Origin of the sequence: Mongoliibacter ruber (genome assembly GCF_003003005.1) — a bacterium.
Lineage (GTDB): Bacteria > Bacteroidota > Bacteroidia > Cytophagales > Cyclobacteriaceae > Mongoliibacter > Mongoliibacter ruber.
In genome coordinates this window covers 147,996-167,295 of record NZ_PVTR01000005.1, presented here as the reverse complement: position 1 = coordinate 167,295, position 19,300 = coordinate 147,996, and the positions used below count along the sequence as shown (strand labels likewise).

The 19,300-nt window shown below is 40.9% G+C and carries 9 protein-coding genes; 3 read left to right on the top strand and 6 right to left on the bottom strand.

What is annotated here, in order from left to right:
- Positions 1 to 326: 326 nt before the first annotated feature.
- From CLW00_RS09795 to CLW00_RS09775, 5 genes are all read right to left on the bottom strand, one after another.
- Entirely contained in the window at positions 327 to 1,811 is a 1,485-nt protein-coding gene (locus tag CLW00_RS09795; protein WP_106133505.1) for a glycoside hydrolase family 32 protein, read from the bottom strand.
- A 5-nt stretch (positions 1,812 to 1,816) separates the two neighbouring features.
- Positions 1,817 to 3,955, bottom strand: coding sequence for a glycoside hydrolase family 97 protein (locus CLW00_RS09790; RefSeq protein ID WP_106133504.1), 2,139 nt, complete (start codon positions 3,953 to 3,955; stop codon positions 1,817 to 1,819).
- Positions 3,956 to 4,054: 99 nt separating this feature from the next.
- Positions 4,055 to 6,313 carry a hypothetical protein gene (locus CLW00_RS09785; RefSeq protein WP_106133503.1) on the bottom strand — a complete coding sequence of 753 codons (2,259 nt, stop codon included), beginning with the start codon at positions 6,311 to 6,313 and terminating at the stop codon, positions 4,055 to 4,057.
- A gap of 76 nt (positions 6,314 to 6,389) precedes the next feature.
- Complete coding sequence (locus tag CLW00_RS09780) at positions 6,390 to 9,083, bottom strand: cation-translocating P-type ATPase (RefSeq protein ID WP_106133502.1); 2,694 nt, start codon at positions 9,081 to 9,083, stop codon at positions 6,390 to 6,392.
- A 12-nt stretch (positions 9,084 to 9,095) separates the two neighbouring features.
- Positions 9,096 to 10,175 carry a site-2 protease family protein gene (locus CLW00_RS09775; protein ID WP_106133501.1) on the bottom strand — a complete coding sequence of 360 codons (1,080 nt, stop codon included), beginning with the start codon at positions 10,173 to 10,175 and terminating at the stop codon, positions 9,096 to 9,098.
- Between the two features lie 1,034 nt (positions 10,176 to 11,209).
- Between CLW00_RS09775 and CLW00_RS09765 the strand changes: the two genes are divergently transcribed.
- Positions 11,210 to 14,590: a methylmalonyl-CoA mutase family protein gene (locus tag CLW00_RS09765; protein ID WP_106133499.1), complete on the top strand. Its 3,381-nt coding sequence runs from the start codon at positions 11,210 to 11,212 to the stop codon at positions 14,588 to 14,590.
- Between the two features lie 377 nt (positions 14,591 to 14,967).
- On the top strand, positions 14,968 to 15,201 hold the full coding sequence (locus tag CLW00_RS09760; protein WP_106133498.1) for a (2Fe-2S) ferredoxin domain-containing protein: 234 nt from the start codon (positions 14,968 to 14,970) through the stop codon (positions 15,199 to 15,201).
- A 107-nt stretch (positions 15,202 to 15,308) separates the two neighbouring features.
- On the opposite strand, the gene ald is transcribed toward CLW00_RS09760, so the two are convergent.
- Positions 15,309 to 16,427 carry an alanine dehydrogenase gene (gene ald, locus CLW00_RS09755; RefSeq protein ID WP_106133497.1) on the bottom strand — a complete coding sequence of 373 codons (1,119 nt, stop codon included), beginning with the start codon at positions 16,425 to 16,427 and terminating at the stop codon, positions 15,309 to 15,311.
- A 442-nt stretch (positions 16,428 to 16,869) separates the two neighbouring features.
- On the opposite strand from ald, the gene CLW00_RS09750 reads away from it, so the two are divergent.
- On the top strand, positions 16,870 to 19,284 hold the full coding sequence (locus CLW00_RS09750) for an alpha-ketoacid dehydrogenase subunit alpha/beta (protein ID WP_106133496.1): 2,415 nt from the start codon (positions 16,870 to 16,872) through the stop codon (positions 19,282 to 19,284).
- Positions 19,285 to 19,300 lie beyond the last annotated feature (16 nt).

The window sequence follows — 19,300 nt, the reverse complement described above, 5'->3', positions numbered from 1 at the left end:
GAAATAAAATGACCAAATTCAAGTTTAATGAATTTGGTCAAGATTATGGAGTACTTTTATGATTTTTTCAGTATTACTGATTAAATGCAAATTTGCACTTTAACAGAATTTTCTAACCAGCTCCATAGGAGCGGTCGATATAATAACCATGGATTTCAATCCAATGACTTTAAGAAATAGTAAAGGTCCAAAGTCACGTAGTGACGAACGATTTAAAGAATTAAAACAAGGTTTGTCCCGCTTTCACTTAGGTTTATTGGCATTTGGTTCACGCGGCGATTGCGGCGGGTTCGCTGCGACCGCTGCGTGAAATATTTACCCTTCATTTACCAAATACTCTTCAAGTAATGCGCTTTTCCACTTCCCAAACCCTGCATTTGAATCTTGCTGTAAGGACTATTGGGGAAAATCAAAGCTGTAAGTGCCAATTCACCGTCATTGATAAAAACCTCAACAGAGGACCTGTCTAGGAATACTCGCAGGTTTTTCACCTGAATGTTTCCCAATGGTGCAGTCTGGGTATTGGTGAAATCAGCGTTGAAACTTGTGATACCTGACAAACCTCTGTCCAATACAACGAACTCACCTGTTTTCTCCAAAATCAGCCTTTCATTCTCCTCATTTTGAAACTCAATCCTGAAATCCTCATCTGTGACAGCAAATTCCAATTCTACCAATTCATGGTTTAAAGAGGCTTCTTGACCTGAAATGCTCTGTGTTTCTGACCTGAGTTTACCAAGTTCTTTGACTGGTTTGGACGCCACAGAATAACCTTCTCCATCTCTGAACAAATCTAAGCTTCTCGGAATTGTCATGGCCGAACGCCAAACCTCTGTAGGCACCTCTTGGGCATATTGCCAATTACTCATCCAACCGATAAACAAGCGTCTTCCATCAGATTCTGGCACATTTGACCAGGTAACACCGGCATAATTGTCTGCACCCCAATCCAGCCATTTGACCTCGGTGGTTTCGGTAGTAAAGTTTTTGCCATCAAAGTCGCCGATAAAATACTGTGTAGCCGAGCCGCCCTGCGGTCCTCCCGGATTGATGCTTACAAATAGTATCCATTTTTCTTCGCCTTCTGGAGTCTTAAGCGGAAACAAGTCAGGGCATTCCCAGACACCTCCATAAGCTGCCCAGTCCGGTGCGAAATCACTTTCGTGTTTCCAGTCAATCAGGTTGTCTGAAGAGTAGAAGCTGATCCTGTCCTTTACAGCCAGGGACATGATCCATTGACCATCGATCCAAGCTACTTTCGGGTCTCTGAAATCTTTGATGCCAGGGCTTTCCAGAACCGGATTGCCTTCGTATTTGGACCAAGTCCTGCCTTTATCTGTACTGAAAGCTATTCCTTGAGTCTGAAAATCGTCCCTTCCAGCTTTTTCTCCTTCTGCATCATGGTAGGTGAAAATGGCTACCAATGGTGGATTTTCAGTGGTCCCCAAACCAGAAGTGTTGTCGACATCCGCTACTGCCGAACCTGAGAAAATGGTCCCATGTTCGTCTGGAAATAAGGCAATAGGTTGGTGCTCCCAATGGACCAAGTCTTCTGAAATGGCATGGCCCCAATGCATTGGTCCCCAGGTATTCCCGTCAGGATGATATTGGTAAAAAAGGTGGTATTCTCCTTCCCAGTATACCATACCATTTGGGTCATTCATCCAGTTGCTGGGAGGAGTGAAATGGTATTGGGGGCGAAAGGGCTCATTGAACTCTGATTGAGTTGTTTCCAGTTCGGTAATTTTTTCTGAACAGGAAAATGATAACCCAAATAGGATTGCGAAAATGTAGGTCAGTGATGTTTTCATCTATTTTAAAGCTTTTTTATTCCTTTTGTTTCCTCTTTACTTGCCTCCATGATACTGATGGCATAGCCACCCGCTGAGGCCTTGTTTTGTTTCAGTTTGGACTTGGGGTTGACCAGTACTTTTCGGATGGTATAATCCTGAGGATTGTTGCGGTAATGTGCATTCTTACCATCTGCATAGATGGTGGCGATATAGGTTTTGTCAGGGTCAAGAAAGTCAAAGTTGATTTCTGAAGTTCTTGCTGCGACACCGTTGACACTTCCCACAAACCAGTTATTACTGCCTTTCTCTTTCCTAGCAACCGTTAAATAGTATCCCGGTTCGGCTTCTAGGTACAGACTTTTTTCCCAATCTACCGGCACATCTTTGATAAACTGGAATGCATCCAAAAAACGCTCGTAATTTTCAGGTAGGTCAGCAGCCATTTGTAGCGGGCTGTACATGGTGACATACAATGCGAGTTGATTGGTAAGGGTGCTGTTCACCCATGAATTATTGTCCGGATTGATTTTACTGATGTCCATTTCAAAAACACCCGGAGTATAATCCATCGGTCCTCCAATAAGTCTGGTGAAGGGTAGCACAGTCACATGATTGGGTTTGTTTCCTCCAAATGCTTGGAATTCTGTACCTCTGGCAGATTCATTGGCGATTAAGTTTGGCCAAGTTCGGGCGACACCTGTTGGACGGACCGCCTCATGGGCATTGACCATGATTTTATACTCTGCTGCTTTTTCTACAGCATATTGGTAATGATTGACTATCCATTGGCTGTAGTGGTTTTCTCCCCGGGGAAGGATGTCGCCTACATAGCCCGACTTGACGGAATTGTAACCATGGTCTTTCATAAACTGATAGGCCTTGTCCATGTGTCTTTCGTAATTTCTTACCGAGGAAGAAGTCTCATGGTGCATGACCATTTCTACACCTTTGCTTTTGGCATAGTCTCGGATTCCCTCTAGATCGAAATCCGGATAAGGGGTGACAAAATCAAATACATAATCCTTGGAGTTTCCAAACCAGTCTTCCCATCCTATATTCCAGCCTTCTACCAAAACTCCTCGAAATCCATGTTCGGCAGCAAAATCAATGTATCGCTTCACATTTTCCGTATTGGCACCGTGGATACCGTTGGGCTTGACTTCGCTATAATCAGTTTTGCCCAATTGAACGGCAGGCAATTCATCTGTATAAGCCCAAGAGCTTTTTCCAGTGATCATTTCCCACCACACACCAATATATTTCATGGGTTTGATCCAAGAAGTATCTTCAATTTTAGAGGGTTCGTTGAGGTTGTAGGTAATCCTTGAAGCCAAAATATCCCTAGCGTCATCAGATACAATGATAGTCCTCCATGGCGAGGTGGAAGGTGCCTGCAAATAACCTTTGTCACCAATAGCATCTGGATTGAGCCAGGATTGAAAGGTGAAATTTTCATCATCAAGGTTGAGGTGCATGGTCGCATAATCAATCAAGGCCGCCTCGTGAAGATTGATGTACAAACCATCATCAGTTTTGAGCATCAGGGATGTCTGTACCCCTGTTACAGAAAATGGTTCTTGTGAAAGGTTACCTGTGATGGCTTTTTCCATTAAGCCCCTGATTTCTGACAATTTGGATTCTGTATAATCGTATTCTTGGGTTTCGTAATCTCCCGGTATCCAAAAAGCTGTATGATCACCAGCCATGGCAAATTGAGTCAGCTCTTCTTTGATGACAAAATGAGCCATTTTCTCTTGGAGAGGAAATTCATACCTGAAACCCAAACCATCATCAAAAAGGCGGAACCTTACTTTCAATTGTCTTTCGGTGGAGTTTTGTTGTAAGGTGACCAGGAGTTCATTGTAGTGGTTACGGATTTCGGTCTCTTCTCCCCATACGGTGCTCCAAGTTTCATCTTTTTGGTCTTGTTCAGAGGCAACAATGGTAAAGTCTCCATCGAGCTTCTCTTGATTTTTGATTTCAAATCCAAGGCTACTGGGTTTGATAACAGCCTTATCTTTGTAATCAAGGCTGTAAATAGCTTTGCCTTCTACGATTTCAAAAGTCAGCGAAAGGTTGCCATTGGGAGATTGTATGGTTTGGGCTTGGACCATTAGGCCAAATGCCAAGAAGAGGATAAAAGATAAAAGCGGATTTTTCATTTGGGTATTGATTTAAAAGGAAAAGTTAAAAATACATGGAAAAGGGACAAATGCCTAAAGTGAATTATTAAAGTGATCCTTAGCTTTCCCTTAAAACAATCAATCTATTTCGGACTTCCAAAAAATAATATTTCCATCACTGTCAATACCAGAGTATTCAAGCTGACCATTGTTGGGTTTAGGGAAGTTAAAGCTCACAGTGTTTTTTTCTTCCGGACTGACCGGAAAAAATTTATTGAAATCTCCCATGGCAGCAGCTGAAATGTCTGGATTGTTTTGAAAACCATGCAAGGTCAGTTTCTTTTTACCTTCTTCCAAAGGTTCATAGAATGGCCTGCTGTAAAACAAAATGGCACCAGCCCTAAGCACCTCTACTTCTTCCACCTGTTTCGAGGTATAATTATCAATCAAGGTTGCAGGATTAAGGCGGACACCATCCCAATAAATTGAGGGACTCCTCCCGGCAACCAAAGCCCTATATCCACCTGTACCGTTAGGTATTACCGTTACCCCCATATTCTGAACCAGGATTAAGGGATGCGAGGGGTTTTCTTGTTTGGGGTCAACAATTTTGATTTTCCCTTTCCCGAAAATACGGCGCATCTTATACCTGTCATCATAATCTTGTTTGTCGATCGTAATGGTGAATTCCTCCAGTTCATAATCCACATTTTGATTTTTGGCAAGATTAGATTTTACTGCTTGAGTTAAAATTTCGGTAGTTTTTTCTTTTTGACCTGGGAAGTAAATCCATTCTGGCAATACTTCATTCCTTCTTTGCAGATTTTCTGAAATAAGCTCAATTTCAAATTCTTTGTATTTTCTCTCCAATTTTTGAAAGATAAAATCAGCACTGTCAAAAAAGTCTAAGCCCTGTAGATGGACTATTCCATTTTCGTCAGTAACTCCATCCTCTAGATAAAAAGGTAAAACATTGCTGTAGTAAGAAATTGGAGTGTTGGCAATGGGATCACCGGATTTTTGATCGGAAAATTTGATACTGTAGCTCAAACCGGGTTTTAGAATAGATTTTGGCTGAAATTCAGCGTAATTGTGATCCAAAATTGTACTGTCAAGTGTAATCATGATCCTATCCAAGGATTCAAGTTCTTCATCCGAATGAAGGTTCGGAGACTGGTCAAGGATGGTAATGTCTTTATTTAATATTGACCTGATAAAAAGGTGCTTTTCTAAACCGAGGTTAGTATTGCTGATACCTTGAGCAGTCAAACTCACCACACCATAGGGAATGTTACTTTTTGGCTCTTTTTCATTGATTTTAAGGTCTAGAAAATCCTGGTCTGAGGTGAGTTTTAGGTCTATTGGTTTTAATGTGGGTTTCACGTAAAATTTTCTCTTGGCGATCAAATTGTGATTCAAATCTATTACTTCAAGTTGATGAATACCTTGGTCCAAAAGTTCGTATGGAATAGAAACTGTCAGTTTATTTCCGGGGAAATGATGGGTATCAAAAACCTTTAGGGACTTTTCACTGAATACCGAAACAATAAGGCTGTCGTTTTCTGTCAGTGATGTAGAGGTTATTTCAAAAATCACTTTTTCACTTTTATATAGATTCAATAAATGTAAAGTTGTCCCAAAAGCCTGAGGTTTTGGAAGTGGAATAGCGCTGGTTTCGATTGACTCAGGCACCAACTGATAGGATATTCCCTTTTTCGGCACAAAAGGAATTTTTGCCAATCCAAAGGTGTCTGTTCGGAAGTAGCCAACATCCATACCTTTATCATCGGTGATTCTCCCGCTGATTTCTAAGCTGTTTCCATTTGTTTCATTGGCCACAATCACAAGTGTGTTCTTCAGGTCATTGACCAATTGGCCTCCTTCCGGGAAAACTTGTAGACTTATACCAGGCTTGCTTGGCTCTAGGTTTCCAGATTCGTCGACTACCGCAAGGCCTTTGAAAAATGCTTTCCGCAAATCCCGGGTTTGTTCGGTATATGCCATCAGAATATATCTTCCCGGTGTCAATGAGATAGGGAAAGTGCCATGAGCGATACCATTTACCAAACGAAAAATTCCGGAATCGACGATTTCTCCATCCAGAGTTAACAGTTCAATATTCAGGTTGATGCTCTGAGATACTATCCGCTTCGATTTATTGTCAACAGTTACTGCATGAAAACTTATTTCATCCTTTTCTAAAAGGATATTTCTATCAAGTGTCAAATAGGTTATTTCAAAGCCTGATGGTTCTAAAGCAGTATCGAATTTTTCAAGATAATTTTGATATTCCTGACCTTGAATTGCTAAAGGGAAAAGAAAAAGTTTGAGAAGAGTAAGACAAAGATTACTAAAGTTAATTGTAGGGTAAATATTAGATAATCTTAACTTTATCACATTTCTTGAATTTAGAACTAACTTAAAAAATTTAGCTTTTGAAAAAAAATATTTTGATATGGAACTTGTAACTATTCTATGTTCTATTGGAGGTTTTTACCAATTTGAATAACTCCATAACCAACAAAACAGGTAAAGCCAGACCTAATACCAACAACCATTCCTGAATGGAAATGGGTTGAATGCGTAAGATGTCCTGCATAAATGGGATATGCATGCTAAGAATGTGAATGCCTTGGGCAGCAAGAACAAACAAGACCAAAAGGTAATTTTTATAAATAGGGATTTTGAACGTTGATTTATACTCAGAACGACAGTTGAAAATATGTATATTTTGCATGCATACCATCAGGAGCAAAACCATGTTTCTTGCTGAATTTTCTTCAATGTCAGTATAATTTTGTAGGTATAGCCAGAATCCAAAGGCGATAAAACCTATCACCAGACCAGAAAGGATCAGTTGTTCGGACATGATGCGGTTGAAGATACCTTCTGAAGGTTTTCTTGGTCTTTTTTGCATGGTTTCCTTTTCCCCACTTTCAAATGCCAAAGCCTTGTCCTGAATGCCATTGGTCACTAAGTTGAGCCACAAAAGTTGTACAGCCAAAAGTGGCAAGGGTAAGCCAGCCAATATGGATAAAATAAACATCACCACCTCTGCTGCTCCCGTAGATACCAATAGGTAGATCACTTTTCGTACGTTGTCATAAGCAAAGCGACCTTCTTCCACACCTGCCACAATAGAGGAGAAATTATCATCTACCACGATCATTGCCCCAACTTCTTTGGCTACATCTGTACCTGAACCCATAGCCACGCCGATGTTGGCCCTTCTTAGTGCCGGGGCGTCATTGACTCCGTCACCTGTGACCGCTACAAATTCTCCTTTATTGATCAGGGCATCCACAATTTCAAGTTTTTGGGTAGGAGATACCCTGGCAAAAACACTTGTAGATGATACTAAATCAACATAGGCATCACTTTTTGTATCACCCACTTCAGCTAGCATCTTTCCGGTGACTACTTTTCTGGTTTTCTCCTTCAAGCCCAATTCTAATGCAATGTTTGAAGCAGTGGCAGGGTGATCTCCTGTAATCATCAAAACTTCTATTCCAGCAGCTTTGCATTTTTGCACAGCATCTTTTGCCTCTCCCCTTAGAGGATCAATAAAACAGATCAAACCCAAAAATTCCAGGCTTTGGATGGCATTGTCCGGGTAGTATTCTTTTTTGGTAAAACTATCCACTTGCCCTTCAGCAAAACCCAATACCCTATAACCGTTAAGTGCCAATTGATTGGCTTCAGAGGTCAGTTTCTCTTTTTCCTGGTCCGATAAATGGCAAAAATCAAGAATCGTTTCCACCGCCCCTTTTACACCAAGGAATATTTTTTTCTCTGTTTGATAAAAAGCTCCTGAGAACTTCCTTTCTGATTCGTAAGGAATCATATCAAGGACCTTGAATGGCGCTAACAAACTTGTCGTACCTCCTTTTAACTTGTAACCCATTCCCAATAAGGCCACATCCATTGCGTCTCCATGGTGGTCCCAAGTGTTTTCTGATTTTTTCAAAACAGCTTCATTGGCCAAGTGAGATACCCTGATGATTCTGTCAAGGTTTTCAGAGTCATTGGAACCTATCGGGATTGAAGTTCCTGGATTTGAGTGGATTTCTCCATCGCCATTATAACCTTCACCGGTCACATCAAAGGCTTGCCCATTTGAAAGCTGTATTTTTTTTACTGTCTGTTGATTCACTGTCAGGGTACCTGTTTTATCACTAGCAATCACCGTACAACTACCCAAACTCTCGACAGAGGTAAGCTTTCTAACGATCACATTTCTTTTGGCCATCCTGCGTGTGGCTACTGCCAAGGCTACAGTAAGCGATACAGGCAGACCTTCAGGTATAGCGGATACCGCCAAGGCTACCACAAAAAAGAAAATCGAACCAAAGTCCATCCCTTGAAAACGCAGCATAATGGCCAATACCACACTGAGCACTATGACAATATTGGCAATGTTTCTTGTGAATTTTTCCATTCGGAGAATCAAGGGAGGCTTTGCCGATTCACCTTCTTGGACATTGAGGGCGATTTTCCCAACCTCTGTCTCCAGTCCTGTAGCCACTACTAGTCCTGTAGCCCTTCCAGAGATAACTGTCGCACCAGCATAGGCCATATTTTTACGGTCCGGTACTTCTGTTACTTTAGGGATGGCATCTGTATGTTTTTTGACTGACTGAGATTCCCCTGTTAAAAGGCTTTCATCTAATTCAGATCCGGCTGTTTCTAAAAGTCTCAGGTCTGCAGGTACCTTATTTCCTGATTCTAAAAAGACAATGTCACCAGGAACCAACTCTTCGGCATCGATTTCCTTGGTAATTCCTTCTCTCTTGGTTCTGGCCTTGATTTTAAGGAGCTTCTGCAAGTTGGATGCGCTTTTCTCTGCATTATATTCTTGATAGGCTCCTATAGCCGTATTGATCAAAATCACCAAAAGGATGAAAATGGCATCCTTGGCTTCTCCGATTAGCACTGAAGCGATGCCTGCTGCAATCAGTATGAAGATTAAAGGGTTGAAAAGTTGACTCCAAATGATTTTTCTAAGACTGATGACCGTGCGGTCAGGTAGTTTGTTTTTACCGTATTTCTCAAGTCTTTGCGAAGCTTCTTCTTCTCCTAACCCATTGATGCCTGATCCCAAAATGGCTAATGCGGACTCCGTATCTTCCTGATACCATTTGGTACTGAATACTTCAATTTTAGGCATAAAAATCTATTTTTACTTGTTCAACGCAGACTTGACCATTACAAACTCAGAAATGTTTTCCTGGTCCAGAATCCCCAGAAAATGACCGTTTTCGATAACGAATGCCACTTTTTTGTTTTGTGTCATCATGACTTTCCAGGCTTCATCCAAGTCCTGTTCAGTTTCTATTTTCAAAGGAGAGAAATCGGCAACCTTTTCTACAGGCAGCTGCTCATTACTCTCTTTGAGTCCCTGAATGATTTGGTTTCTGCTAAGCGTACCTACTGCTACGTCATCATTGACGATGACAAAATGGGTTGCCTGAGAATTGAGTAATTTTTCTACAGCCTTGGATAGCGGTGCATCAAATGCCAAAATCGGGAAGCGCATCATGATGGCATCCTTCACTTTGTAGCCTTTGAGGAAACTTTCCTGACGTGTATGGCTCACTTCGGCCGAAGCTCCTAAGAAAATAAAGACCCCTATAAGTACCAAAATAGGATTGTTGAAAAGCCCAAAGAAAATAAAGAAGATGGCTAAGAACTGACCGATACCACCTGCTATTTGGGTGGCCTTTGCTCTTGGAAGTCTGATGGCTAAGAAAGCCCTCAAAATCCTACCACCATCCATAGGGAATGCAGGGATGAGGTTGAAAACAGCAAGAATTAGGTTGGCAGACGCCAGGTATAACAAGATAGTGGAGGGATTGATCTTTAATTCTTCCAGGTTTTCCAGGTTAAAACCTGTAAATGTAAGTACTACGGATAGCGCTATGAAAATAAATACATTGACCAATGGGCCAGCTATAGCTACCCAAAGTTCCTGTTTGGGGTCTTCTGGTATTTTTTCCAGTCTGGCTACGCCACCGATGGGGTAGAGGATAATATCTTTGGTTTGGATCCCATAGCGTTGAGCGGCTAAGGCATGGCCGAATTCATGCAATACGACACATCCAAAAAGCAATAAAACGAAGAAAATGGTCCAAACAATATCTTCTCCAGGAACCCCTTGTCTCCAATTGGAAATGATAATCCAAAGCAAAAGGAGCGAGAAAGTCCAATGGATAAAGACTTTGACATTTTTATAGCTGCCGAGGTAAAGAGAAAGTTTCATGTGTTTATAATTTGTTTTTTAAAGGCCACATGGAATCTCGCTATGATAATCATCCCACTATGTGAGGTTTTCCTCATGCCTGTCTGCTTCAGGCAGGCTCGATTTCATGTGTTTATAATTTGTTTTTCATGGTCATACTAAATGCCCTGAATAATTATCACATCATGTGTGAACTTGTTCTCATGGGCAATTAATGATGTTGAATTTTGCTCCAAATAAATCTAGTTGAAAATCCTTGTATTTAGACAAAGAAAGGGCTTTTTTCCTCTAAAAAGTATGATGAAAGTCATTGTGGAGGATTGTTTTTTGTATGTTTGGTTCTTAATTCAACACCTATCGGCGTTGAGATATTTTTGGAGTATGAGTATCGTGTTTGCCCTCCGAGTTTCACTCGGGGTAAATACCCTTCGGATTTTAACTCCTTTCGGGGTTGGTATTGAGTAAGGATTTTCAGCCTACCTTCTTCACGGAGTTCAGAAAAGATGATTTTAAAAGTTACTGAAAACATTGTTGTCAATTGTATCGGGACATGTCTGTCTGATATGTTTCTGAATTACTGATTTTAAAGATCTGAAACTGGGTACTCAAAATCCCGAAGGCTTGCCTGTCCGGTAGGCAGGGATTAAATACCAGAGGTTATTTACCCCGGATGCAATCCGGTGGTTTGACATGAAGTCATAACTGGTGTGCGCAACCCCGATAGGGGTTGAATTATTGATCGGTATTACCACATCAAAAGACTTTAATTTTTTTTCTAAGCCTTCCTAACTCAAAAAAAACCACATTATTTGGAAAACTTCAATCTGATAGTGTGAAGTTTTATTATTTTGACCAAACTATTCTATAATATTCTGAAATACAATAAAAAATCATTTTAATCGAAATATTATTCCGATTAATACTGAAAAGTCTCGGGAACACTTTAGCTTTTTCCTATATTCGCAAAGTATTCAATCAAAGCAAGATGACATTTGAAACATCTGTTTCAATTTTGCCTTTAATTAAAGAATTCCATTACAAACCCAAATACGTTCATGTCCAATACACAAGAAAGTTATAAACCCAAAAATCATATCAGGTTAGTTACTGCCGCTTCACTTTTTGACGGCCATGATGCTGCGATCAATATAATGAGGAGGATCATTCAGGCTACAGGCTGCGAGGTGATTCACTTAGGCCATAATCGTTCCGTGCAGGAGATCGTAGATTGCGCCATTCAGGAAGATGTACAGGCAATAGCAATTACTTCCTACCAAGGTGGTCATGTTGAATTTTTCAAATATATGTATGACCTTTTACATGAAAAAGGTTGTGGGCACATCAAGATTTTTGGAGGAGGTGGAGGAACCATCCTTCCTGAAGAAATCAAAGAACTTCATGATTATGGCATTACAAGGATTTACGCTCCGGATGATGGCAGGTCTATGGGTTTGCAGGGAATGATCAATGATTTGGTGCAAAAATCCGATTTCCCTGTTGGAGACAATGTGACAGCTGATGTGGCGTTGGACAAGTCGGACAAAAAAACCATCGCTAGAGTAGTGTCCGCTGCTGAAAATTATCCCGAGCAAAGTAAAGGCTTGTTGGAAGCGATCAGAAAGGCGTCCGCAGCCAATAAAACTCCTGTTTTGGGTATCACCGGTACAGGTGGAGCGGGAAAATCATCCTTGGTCGATGAGTTGGTCAGAAGGTTTTTGACGGATTTTGAAGATAAAGACATTGCCATTATTTCTGTGGATCCGTCCAAGAGAAAAACGGGTGGAGCACTTTTAGGAGACCGTATCAGAATGAACGCCATCCATCATCCACGGGTATACATGAGGTCTTTGGCTACAAGGCAATCCAACTTGGCACTTTCCAAATATGTGCAGGATGCAGTGGATGTGATGAAGGCTGCTGCTTTTGATTTGATTATCCTTGAAACTTCCGGTATAGGCCAGTCTGATACCGAAATCATAGAGCACTCTGACATGTCTTTGTATGTGATGACGCCTGAATATGGGGCAGCCACGCAGTTGGAAAAAATCGACATGTTGGATTTTGCTGACATCATTGCCCTCAATAAGTTTGACAAGCGTGGCGCACAAGACGCCATTCGTGATGTCAAAAAGCAATACAAGCGTAACCACAACCTGTGGGACATCAAAGATGAGGACATTCCTGTTTTCGGAACTATCGCTTCTCAGTTCAATGACCCTGGGATGAATAACCTTTACAGGGCCATCATCCATAAATTAGTAGAAAAAACCGGGACAGACCTGCAGTCTTCTTTTGAAGTGACCAAGGAAATGTCCGAGAAAATATACATCATCCCGCCAGCCAGGACGAGGTACCTATCTGAAATTTCAGAGAATAATAGAAGTTATGACAAATGGGTTGGGGATCAAAAGGAAGTTGCCCAAAAGCTATACAGCATCAAAAAGTCTATCGAAGCTATAGAAAGTACCAAAGTGGCTGATAAGGACCGCCTGACAAAGGAATTACAAGAGGTATATGCTGAGGTGGAATTAGAACTCGATCCTAAAAATAAAAAATGGCTGGAGGAATGGCCGGAAAAAGCCCAAAAGTATAAAGATGACTTCTACGTCTTTAAAGTCAGGGACAAAGAAATCAAAGTGCAGACATACACCACTTCACTTTCTCAATCAAAAATACCAAAAGTTTCCTTGCCGAGATTTGAAGCTTGGGGGGATTTATTGAAATGGGGTTTGACCGAAAATGTACCGGGTGAATTCCCCTATACCTCTGGCGTTTTTCCATTCAAGAGAGAAGGGGAAGACCCTACAAGGATGTTTGCCGGAGAAGGCGGGCCTGAGCGGACCAACAAAAGATTTCACTATGTGTCTAAAGGTATGCCTGCAAAGAGGCTTTCAACGGCTTTTGACTCAGTGACTTTGTATGGTGAAGACCCTGACTACAGACCGGATATTTATGGGAAAATCGGTAATTCCGGCGTGAATATCTGTTGCTTGGATGATGCCAAAAAACTCTATTCAGGTTTCAATCTGGCTGATCCAAAGACCTCTGTTTCCATGACTATCAATGGTCCTGCAGCTACAATGACAGCATTCTTCATGAATGCAGCGATTGACCAACAGTGCGAATTGTACATCAAGGAAAATGGTTTAGAAGAAGAAGTAAAATCGAAAATTGAGAAAATTTATAAGGAAAAAGGAAGCGAAACTCCTACCTATAATGCTGCCGTTCCTGAAGGGAATGATGGTTTGGGTTTGATGTTGTTAGGTGTATCAGGAGATCAAGTACTGGATGCTGAAGTCTATGCTAAAATAAAAGCGGACACCTTGACTAAAGTGCGAGGTACTGTTCAGGCTGACATTCTCAAAGAAGATCAAGCACAGAATACCTGTATTTTCTCAACAGAATTTTCACTTAGATTGATGGGTGATGTGCAACAGTATTTCATCAATAATGGCGTAAGGAATTTCTATTCTGTCTCTATCTCAGGATACCATATTGCAGAAGCAGGTGCCAACCCAATCACCCAATTGGCTTTGACACTTTCCAATGGTTTCACCTATGTGGAATACTACGTGTCCAGAGGTATGGATATCAATAAGTTTGCACCGAACTTATCCTTCTTTTTCTCCAATGGAATTGATCCGGAATATTCAGTGATAGGCAGGGTGGCAAGAAGGATATGGGCCAAAGCCATGAAATTGAAATACGGTGCTAACGAAAGGTCGCAAATGTTGAAGTACCACATACAGACATCTGGAAGGTCGCTTCATGCGCAGGAGATTGATTTCAACGATATCAGAACTACCTTGCAGGCACTTTACGCGATATATGACAACTGTAACTCTCTGCATACCAATGCTTATGATGAGGCTATCACTACTCCTACTGAGGCTTCTGTTCGTAGGGCAATGGCAATTCAGTTGATCATCAACAAAGAGTTGGGCTTGGCCAAAAATGAAAACCCGTTGCAAGGTTCATTTATCATTGAGGAATTGACCGACTTGGTAGAGGAAGCAGTGAACTTGGAATTTGATAGGATTACAGAAAGGGGAGGAGTGCTCGGTGCCATGGAGACCATGTACCAAAGGGGTAAAATTCAGGAAGAAAGCCTTCATTATGAAACTTTAAAACACACAGGAGAGTATCCAATCATAGGGGTAAATACTTTCCTTTCTTCTGAGGGTTCACCGACTGTGATACCGGGTGAAGTCATCAGAGCAACACAAGCAGAAAAAGAGGCACAGATTCAGACCCTTAATATCCTGAAAAAGAAAAATGAAGATGAGGCGATCAAGCACCTTGAAGAGTTAAAGGAAGTAGCCATCCAAAATGGCAACATCTTCGACACCCTGATGGAAGCCGCCAAATATTGTTCGCTGGGTCAGATTACCAATGCGCTTTATGAAGTAGGAGGGCAATATAGGAGGAATATGTAGGAGAGAAGCGATAGACGAGAAGCGAGACAAGGAGAGACGAGATACAAGAAACAAGAGTGGGTTGAGTGGCCTTTGAGTTCCGATAGCTCGGAATCAAAACCTCGAAGGTTTTTGAATGAGTCGAGAAGCTAGAGATATAAGAAAGGATGAAGGATGAAAGACATGCGCCAACCTTATGCCAAGAGACAAAGAGAAGTTTACAATTCCAGCACCAATATTGAACACTAGCTTTACCTTGTCATCTCGACGTAGGAGAGATCTAAGAAAGGGTGAAGGATGAGGGAGGAAAGAAAAAGCGACATGGTGTATGTCCCTGATTAGCTTCGATCGTTATAGCCAAGCCTTAATGAAAAACAATAAACCAATATAGAAAGCTGATGGCGACCTACCGGAGATTTATTTTCATTTGTAATGGATCTGACTGCAAAAAAGCAGGCTGCAAGAAACTGCAAGCCGAGGTCAAGGACTTGATCAAATCTGATGATCACAAGGGCAAATTCAAGATTGTGAAAACCAAATGCATGGATTTCTGTAAATCAGCCCCTTCCGTTGTCATCAACAATGAGCTGATCAAAAAAGCAGGTATTGAGGTAATAGAGAAAAAGCTATAATTCAGTTGATTGTGTGTTGTGAAATTCCCTTTGCCTGACTGGTTTTACATATTATAAAAAAAGCCCCTGAAGTGATCAGGGGCTTTTTTTATAATTGATAATTGCACTTAGTCAACCAAATATTTTTCTACAGGAACATAATCCATATCAAAAGCTTCAGCTACCGCCTTATAAACGATATCACCATGAATGATATTTAATCCAGGTACCAATTCAGGGTTTAGCTGTGCTGCTTTCTTCCAGCCTCTTTCCGCTATCTGGATCGCATATGGGAGGGTAGCATTGGTCAAAGCCAATGTGGAGGTATATGGAACCGCACCTGGCATATTGGCCACGCAATAATGAACCACATCATCAATGATGTAGGTTGGGTTTTCATGAGTAGTAGGCTTACATGTTTCGATACAACCGCCTTGATCAACAGCAACATCCACCAACACAACTCCCGGTCTCATATCCGCCAACATGTCACGCGTGATCAAGTGGGGAGCTTTTGCTCCTGGAATCAAAACAGCTCCAATGATAAGATCTGCAGACTTGATCAAATTCCTTACATTATATTCGTTGGACATCATGGTACGAACGTTGGCAGGCATCACATCAGCCAAATATCTCATTCGTTGAAGTGAAACATCCATGATCACTACATCAGCACCTAGGCCAGCAGCCATCCAAGCGGCTTGCGTACCTACGATACCACCACCAAGAATGAGTACTTTTGCAGGTAATACTCCCGGTACACCCCCGAGAAGGATTCCTCGTCCTTTCAACGGTTTTTCCAAATAATTAGCTCCTTTTTGAACGGCCATTCTTCCGGCCACTTCAGACATAGGTACCAATAATGGTAGGCTTCTATCCGCTTTTTCTACTGTTTCGTAAGCCAAGCAAACAGATTTGCTTTCAACCATTGCTTTGGTCAAAGGCTCGTAAGAAGCAAAGTGAAAATAGGTGAACAATAACTGTCCTTCTTTGATCAGCTTGTACTCAGGTTCGATAGGTTCCTTTACTTTGATGATCATTTCAGCTATGGCGTAGACATCTTCTATGGTAGGAAGAATGGCTGCACCTGCCGCAGTATATGCGTCGTCAGTAAACCCGCTTCCCTCACCAGCAGTGTGTTGAATAAATACCTGATGGCCTCTCTTTACAAGTTCTGTGGCACCTGCAGGGGTCAATGCTACCCTGTTTTCGTTATTTTTAATTTCCTTCGGAACACCTATTATCATGATGCTAATATTTGGATTTTTAAATCGATTGCGCAAATATAACAAGCACACTTAGATTCAATACAAAATCTATTCATTATTTTGATTCGAATACGAAAAATGACCTAAATCAAAATATACATCTGAATTAAACGTATATATTTAATTTAATTTTGATTAATGCTGTTTAAAAATGGAAAATTTTGAACATCCATAATTTTATGGATTTTACAGTAATTATATGGTATATACTCATGATTACTTTTTATAATTTATGGTTTATTCAATTTTGTGAAATAAAATTTTGCATATTTTAATTTAATGTTTCATAATCAAAATTTTTTATCGAAAAAATTAAAAATTATTCTCTTTTGGAATTTGTTAGAAAGTGAAAATTCTCTATTTTTGAAATACTTGCACTACAAGTGACATACACCCAAAATAGCTTAATTGATTAATTAAAATGACAAAAGTGGCTACATTCTCAAAGAATAAAAGGAAAAAAACTCAGGACAAACAGCAATTTTTAAATGACTTTCGGTTATTGTTAGAGAGTAGGCATGCCTCTCTAATGGGTCGGAAGGAAGTTTTTATGGGCAAGGCCAAATTCGGGATTTTCGGAGATGGTAAAGAACTTGCTCAAATTGCAATGGCGAGGCATTTTAAGGATGGAGATTTCCGTGCAGGCTATTACAGAGATCAGACATTCATGTTTGCTATCGGTCAGCTTTCCATAAGAGAATATTTTGCACAATTATATGCACATACATCTGTTGAGGCGGATCCAGCATCAGCAGGGAGATTGATGAATGGTCACTTTGCCACGCGTTCTCTACACGATGACGGTACTTGGAAGAATCTTTCGGAAATGAAAAATTCTTCTGCTGATATTTCTCCAACAGCAGGACAAATGCCAAAGCTTCTTGGTCTTGCGTATGCATCCAAACTGTACAGGGAAAATGAAAATCTTAAATCATTGACTCAATTCAGTAACAATGGTAATGAAGTCGCTTGGGGGACAATAGGAAATGCATCTACTTCTGAGGGGATGTTTTTTGAAGCAGTAAATGCTGCCGGTGTACTTCAGGTTCCTATGGTCATTTCTATTTGGGATGATGGATATGGAATATCTGTACCCAATGAATATCACACTACAAAAGGCAGTATTTCTGAAATCCTTAAAGGGCTACAAAGAAATGATGACGAAAAGGGTTATGAGATCCTTGTAGTCAAAGGTTGGGATTATGAGGCTTTGGACAAGGCCTATGAAAATGCAGCTAGAATAGCCAGAGAAGAACATGTCCCTGTAATGGTACATGTAGTAGAAGTAACCCAACCTCAAGGGCACTCTACCTCAGGATCACACGAAAGATATAAAAGCAAAGAGAGACTTGAATGGGAAAAGGAATTTGATTGCCTTGACCAATTCAGGAAATATTTAATAGAAAATGAGATTGCGACAGCAGAAGAGCTTGATGCAATTGATCAGGAAGCCAAAGCGTTTACCAAAAAAGAAAAAGATGCCGCTTGGCAGGCTTTTTCTAATGAAATTAAAAATGAGCTTAAGGAGGCAGTCTCTCTAATAAAGAATGCCGCTGGAAAGTCTCAACAGAAGCAAGCTGTCAGTAACATTGCAGACGAGCTTTCCAAAACGCTTAATCCCATAAGAAAGGATGTTATTTCTTCGGTAAGAAGGGCATTGTGGCTTATGAGAGCGGACAATGAGGAAGCAAAAGCTGATCTTAGGTCTTGGTATGAAATCCAACAAGAAATCAACGAGGACAGGTATAGCAGTCACTTGTATTCTCAGTCAGAATTCAGTAGTGCCAATGTTGAACCAGTGGCAGTTGAGTACGATGAGGAGGCACCTCTTGTAGATGGCAGAGAAGTATTACAGGCATGTTTTACCAATCTTCTAGAAACTGATCCAAGATTTTTGGCTTTTGGAGAAGATGTTGGTAAAATCGGTGATGTCAACCAGGCTTTTGCTGGATTGCAGGCCAAATATGGTGAGCATAGGGTCACTGATACCAGTATCCGTGAAGTAACTATCATTGGTCAAGGGATTGGAGCGGCTCTGAGAGGACTTCGCCCAATGGCCGAAATCCAGTATTTGGATTACATCCATTATGCTTTGATGACCTTGTCTGATGACCTTGCTTGTTTGCATTACAGAACCAAAGGAGGTCAGAAAGCACCGTTGATTGTAAGGACAAGAGGTCACAGACTAGAGGGAGTTTGGCATGCAGGTTCTCCGATTGGGATGTTATTGCATTCATTGAGAGGGATGCTTTTGTGTGTTCCAAGAAATATGACACAAGCTGCGGGTATGTACAATACTCTGATGCAATCAGACGAACCAGCTTTGGTGATCGAATGTCTGAATGGATACAGGCTGAAAGAAAAAATGCCTTCTAATATAGGTCAATATAAAGTTGCCTTAGGTAAGCCTGAAATCATTCGAAAAGGAAAGGATGTCACAGTGGTAACTTATGGTTCTATGTGCAGGATAATTGAAGAAGCTGCAAATGAGCTTTCTCAAATGGATATTGATATTGAAATCATAGATGTGCAGACTTTATTGCCATTTGATGTTGACCACAGTATTGTCGAATCTATCAAAAAAACCAATAGGGTATTGTTTGCGGACGAGGATGTGCCAGGAGGTGCTTCTGCTTATATGATGCAGCAAGTTGTTGAGGAGCAAAAAGCTTATTATCACTTAGATGCAGAACCAGCTACTTTAGCAGCAAAAGCCCACAGGCCTGCTTATTCATCTGATGGTGATTATTTTTCCAAACCTTCTGTGGAGGATGTGGTAGAGAAAATATATGGGATCATGCATGAAGCCAATCCAAGTAAGTTCCCAGCAATTTAAAAAGCGATATTCATTT